At 70.5% G+C, this 5,120-nt stretch carries 5 protein-coding genes; 3 read left to right on the top strand and 2 right to left on the bottom strand.

The annotated features are described in order from the left end of the window. Positions 1 to 108 precede the first annotated feature (108 nt). The 3 genes from QH276_RS17760 to purH all read left to right on the top strand — a co-directional run bounded on the left by QH276_RS17760 (position 109) and on the right by purH (position 4,026). Positions 109 to 1,680 (top strand): cell division protein PerM, encoded by a 1,572-nt coding sequence (locus tag QH276_RS17760; protein WP_280397079.1) that lies wholly within the window; start codon positions 109 to 111, stop codon positions 1,678 to 1,680. 139 nt (positions 1,681 to 1,819) lie between these two features. Then, a complete protein-coding gene (gene purN, locus QH276_RS17765) occupies positions 1,820 to 2,467 on the top strand; it encodes a phosphoribosylglycinamide formyltransferase (protein ID WP_280397080.1) in 648 nt (215 codons plus the stop codon). Further along, positions 2,464 to 4,026, top strand: a complete 1,563-nt coding sequence (gene purH / locus QH276_RS17770; RefSeq protein WP_280397078.1) for a bifunctional phosphoribosylaminoimidazolecarboxamide formyltransferase/IMP cyclohydrolase — start codon at positions 2,464 to 2,466, stop codon at positions 4,024 to 4,026. The genes purN and purH overlap by 4 nt, the downstream gene beginning before the upstream one ends. A 359-nt stretch (positions 4,027 to 4,385) precedes the next feature. Here purH and QH276_RS17775 read toward each other — a convergent pair whose 3' ends face one another. Beyond that, entirely contained in the window at positions 4,386 to 4,856 is a 471-nt protein-coding gene (locus tag QH276_RS17775; RefSeq protein ID WP_280400988.1) for a hypothetical protein, read from the bottom strand. 10 nt (positions 4,857 to 4,866) lie between these two features. Then, positions 4,867 to 5,120, bottom strand: a 254-nt coding sequence (locus QH276_RS17780; protein ID WP_280406817.1) for a hypothetical protein, incomplete at its 5' end; no start/stop codon positions are given.

Genomic DNA, 5,120 nt, shown 5'->3' on the forward strand with positions numbered 1-5,120 from the left:
CCCCCCCCGCGCGCCCCCCCCGCCCCCCCAAATTACTTCACCCCGGGCGCCCCCGGGGGGGGCGCCCCTCACCCCCCCCCCCCGGGGCGGCTGCCACTGTAGAAATCCATGAGTACCCCGCGTACCTCGTCGACCCGCCGCTTCCGGGGCACGCGCCGGTCGCCGGCGCGTCCGGCCGGTGCACCGGGCCCGCTCACGCTGCCGCCCGATCGCGCCCGGGTACTGCTCTATGTGGCATTCCGGCCGGCTGCGTTCGCGCTGGCCGCGATCGTGGTCGCCATGCTCGCGACCTTGTTCACCGCGGGCAGCGATCTCACGGGTCTCAGCGGTGCCGTCGCCGCCGGATGGCTGGCCGTGCACCAGGTGCCGTTGACCATCGGCACCACCACGGTGGGCTTGCTGCCGGTGCTGCCGACCGCGCTGCTGCTCTGGGCCGCCGCCCGGGAAGCCGTGGCGGCCACCGAACCCGATCCCGCCCGCAGCGAGATCGGCTGGTTGTTCGCTGCGGCGGCGGGTGGCCCGCTACTCATCACGGCCGTCTGCCTGGCCGTCACCGAGGACGCCTCGGGTTCCATTGCGCTACAACGCCCGAATCCGCTGGCCGCGTTCGCCTGGGTGCTCGTTCTGCATCTGCTCGCCGCCGCGGCCGGAGTGGGGTTCCGGTGCCGGGCACAGATTTTCGACCGTATTCCCTACGACGCGATCGCCGCGGGTTATGTGGCGGGCCGCGCGGTGCTGCGACTGCTCGTCGCCGCGGCCGCGCTGCTCGTGATCGCCCTGCTGATGCATTGGTCGCGGGTCGGCGATACCTATGGTGGCGCCCGGAATTTCGTGGACGTGCTGGGCCTGACGCTGTTGTCGCTGCTGTATCTGCCCAATGCGGTGATCGCCGGGGTGGGCGTTCTGGCCGGCCCGGGCGTGCAGTTCGGCGCTGCCTCCTTCGGGGTGTTCACCGTGGTCGGTGGCCCGGTACCGGCCGTTCCCGTCCTCGCCGCCGTCCCGACCGGGCCGGCGGCCCTGTGGTGGGCGATCCTGCTGCTCGTGCCCGCCGCGATCGGTGTCTGTGCCGGGGTGGAATCGGCTCGGGTGAGCTACGACCGCCCCGCCGCGCCCTGGGCTCTGTTCGCGGCGGCCGGCATGGGGAGCGCTGCCCTCACCGCACTTGCCGCGCTGGCCGGAGGTGAACTGGGGAATTTCGGCCGGTTGGGTCTCGAACTGCCGGTTTTCGCACTGGCGGTTTTCGCCTGGCTGGCCGTTCCCGGATATGCGGGTCTGCTCTACGCGCGGACGTTCCTGGTGTCGTTCCCGACCCCGCTGCTCCGCCATCCCGACGCGCTCTTCGACCCCGACGATGCCGGCTACGACGACGACCCGGAGCCCGGCCACGGCCCCTCCGCGCGGCCGGGCGGCTACGCCGCCTTGCCCGCCGGCACACTTCCCGAACTCCCCGCCGATACCACCGCCGATCCCGCGGATCGTTACGCGGATCTCCTCGGCGCTCCGCGTGGTGAGGCAGTGGGCCCGGAACCGCCGCTGGATGTCGAGGTCGTCGACGGTGCGCCCGCCCCGGGCGCCCGTCCGCTGTCCGATTCCGCCCCGGCCGAGGCGGAGATCGTCGACGCCGAGGTGGTCGAACCCGATCTCCTCGACGACGAGACCGGCGACCGTCCCCAGCGCTGATCGACGTGCCGCGCGCCCGGCCGACCGCCGCCGGATCGGCCGCCGGCCGCGTCTACTAGGCTCTATCCGTGCCCGCGGGCCGATTCCCGGGATCGGGTATCGCGCGCCCCACCACCCTTCGAACTCCAGGAGTAGAGCCCTGACCGCCCCGGAACCCACCGATTCCACCCCGGCCGGCCTGGTCGTACTCGCCTCGGGGACCGGATCGCTGCTGCGCGCGCTGATCGAGGCCACCGCCGATCCGGATTATCCGGCGCGAATCCGGGCCGTGGGCGTGGACCGGGAATGCGCCGCCGCCGAGCATGCCGCGGCGGCGGGTATCCCGGTGGTGCGAGTGCCCGTCGGTGCGTACCCCGACCGCAGTGCCTGGGACGAGGCGATCACCGGTGAGGTCGCCGCGTACACGCCCGACCTGGTGGTCTGCGCCGGATTCATGAAACTGCTCGGCCCCGCGTTCCTGGAACGGTTCGGCGGTCGCATCATCAACACGCATCCGGCGCTGCTGCCCGCGTTCCCGGGCGCGCACGGAGTGCGTGACGCGCTGGCCTACGGGGTCCGGGTCACCGGCAGCACAGTGCACCTCGTCGACGCGGGGGTGGACACCGGCCCGATCCTGGCGCAGGAACCGGTGCCGGTACGGCCCGACGACGACGAGGCCGCCCTGCACGAACGCATCAAAGTCGTGGAGCGACGGTTACTGGTGGACGTTGTCGCCGCCGTCGCCACCCGCGGAATTGTCTCCGATGGACGAAAGGCAGTGATCCCAGATGAGCGAGTTCTCCGGTGAGTGAACGCAGGCCGATCCGCCGGGCGCTGGTGAGCGTCTACGACAAGACCGGGCTCGTGGAGCTGGCGACCGCGCTGCACGCGGCGGGGGTCGAACTGGTGTCCACCGGTTCCACCGCGGCGCGGATCGCCGACGCCGGTGTCCCGGTGACCAAGGTCGAGGAGCTGACCGGTTTCCCGGAAACCCTGGACGGCAGGGTGAAAACCCTGCATCCGCGGGTGCACGCGGGGATCCTCGCCGACACCCGGAAACCCGAGCATCTGGCCCAGCTCACCGAACTCGGTGTCGCCGCTTTCGAACTGGTGGTGGTGAACCTCTACCCGTTCAGCGAGACCGTGGCCAGCGGCGCCACCCCAGACGAATGCGTCGAACAGATCGATATCGGCGGACCGTCGATGGTGCGGGCCGCCGCGAAGAACCACCCGTCGGTGGCCGTGGTCGTCGACACCGGTGATTACGACCAGGTGCGCAAGGCGGTGGCCGAGGGCGGTTTCACCCTGGCCGAGCGGACCTCCCTGGCCGCCAAAGCCTTCCAGCACACCGCGAGCTACGACGTGGCCGTGGCGACCTGGATGGCGGAAACACTGACCGGCGACGGCGCGGCCGACGCGGAATTCCCGGCGTGGATCGGCAAGAGCTGGCAGCGGTCGGCGGTGCTGCGCTACGGCGAGAACCCGCATCAGCGGGCCGCGCTCTACACCGACGGTTCCGGTGGCCGCGGGCTCGCGCAGGCACAGCAGTTGCACGGCAAGGAGATGTCGTACAACAACTACACCGATGCCGACGCCGCCTGGCGGGCCGCCTTCGATCACGCCGCGCCCGCGGTCGCGATCATCAAACATGCCAATCCCTGCGGTATCGCGACCGGCGCGGATATCGCCGAAGCGCACCGCAAAGCGCATGCCTGCGATCCGGTGAGCGCGTTCGGCGGCGTCATCGCGGCCAACCGCGAGGTATCGGTGGCGATGGCGCAGCAGGTGGCCGAGATCTTCACCGAGGTGATCGTGGCGCCGGCGTACGCCGACGGCGCCGTCGAGGTGCTGCAGCGCAAGAAGAATGTGCGGATTCTTATCGCCGAACCGCCGGCGGCGAGCGCCGCCGAATTGCGGCCGGTGAGCGGAGGTCTGCTGGTGCAGCAGCGCGATGTCATCGATGCCGACGGTGACGATCCGGCGAACTGGACACTCGCCACCGGCGAACCCGCGGATGCCGCGACACTCGCGGATCTCGAATTCGCCTGGCGGGCCTGCCGCGCCGTGAAATCGAACGCGATCCTGCTCGCCCACGACGGTGCCTCGGTGGGCGTCGGCATGGGACAGGTGAACCGGGTCGATTCCGTACGGCTCGCCGTGGAACGTGCCGGTGACCGCGCCAAGGGATCGGTGGCCGCCTCGGACGCTTTCTTCCCGTTCCCGGACGGACCGCAGTTGTTGCTGCAGGCCGGTATCCGCGCCATCGTGCAACCCGGCGGGTCGGTCCGGGATCAGGAGACCATCGACGCCGCCCGTGCGGCCGGAGTCACCATGTACTTCACCGGCGCCCGCCACTTCGCCCACTGAAGCTGTGTTTTTTGCGGCGCCTGCGGCGCCGCGGGGTTTGGCCCCCTGAGTCCCTGCTGTCAGCACTCGACACTCGCGGCTTCGCCGCATCGCATCGCGCGCTGACTGCTGGGACGGGCCAAACCCTCTCAGGGCCTCGTAAGACTCGGCACCGCCGTGGTTGCGTTGGGTTCCGGGGTTATGTAGACCTCCAAGGGCCTCGTAAGACTCGGCACCGCCGTGGTCGCCTTCGGTTCCGGGGTTGTGTGGACCGGCTCAGCGAGCTGAACCGTCTTCGAGCGCAGCAGTGTTCCGGTGGTGCCGGCCGGCGTGCTCGATAGGCGGGAACCTCAGTTGTCACGGAACGTCGGCTGCGGCGATCAGACCGCGCTGCGGACCTGGCGGTTGCCGAGCGGAGCGTCCAACCGGACTTCCAACGTCCCGAAGACCGCCATCATGACGCACATCTTGTCGGTGGAATCGGCGCGGGTGCCGCTGCGGAGTTCGACGGTGACGGTGCTTTCGGTTTCGGTGACCGCGGCATCCACGCCGTAGCACTCGGGAACGCCGGTTTCGAAATGGACGGCGATGCGGTCGTCACCCACCCGGGTCCAGGAGGTGAAGGGAACGGGGTGGGCGCCGACGATGGACGGGTCGGCGGTGAACATATGGCCGGGGTCGGCGGCGGGATCCTCGGTCGGTGTGCTGGGCGGTTTCCCGGTGGCGGAGACGGTGGCCGGTTCGGGGGACACTCCGGGCGCCGCACCGGAGTCATCGGTATTGCCGCAGGCCGTAGCCGCCAGCACGGTGCCTATGGTCAACATCACCAGGATCCCGCGCGATGAACTCATGCACCCGACTCTAACGGGCCGGAACCGCAGTCGCGGGCGAGTCGTCGAGCTGCTCCGCTGCGCCGCGGTATCCGGGCGTACCCGGTGTTGCCCCGACAGGCGAGTGCCCGGGGTAGCGGGCCGCCCAACCCGGGCGACCGGCGGCGGCTCGGGCGAGGATCGTTTGCGTCTCTTCCGGCGTGAGCTCATCGATGACCTTCACGTCAGCGGGCAGCGACCAGAATGTGCGGTCCGAGCCGATGATGCGCTTGGCCCATGGTGGGC

The sequence above is a fragment of the Nocardia carnea genome, from assembly GCF_029869215.1.
Taxonomy (GTDB): Bacteria; Actinomycetota; Actinomycetes; order Mycobacteriales; family Mycobacteriaceae; genus Nocardia; species Nocardia carnea_B.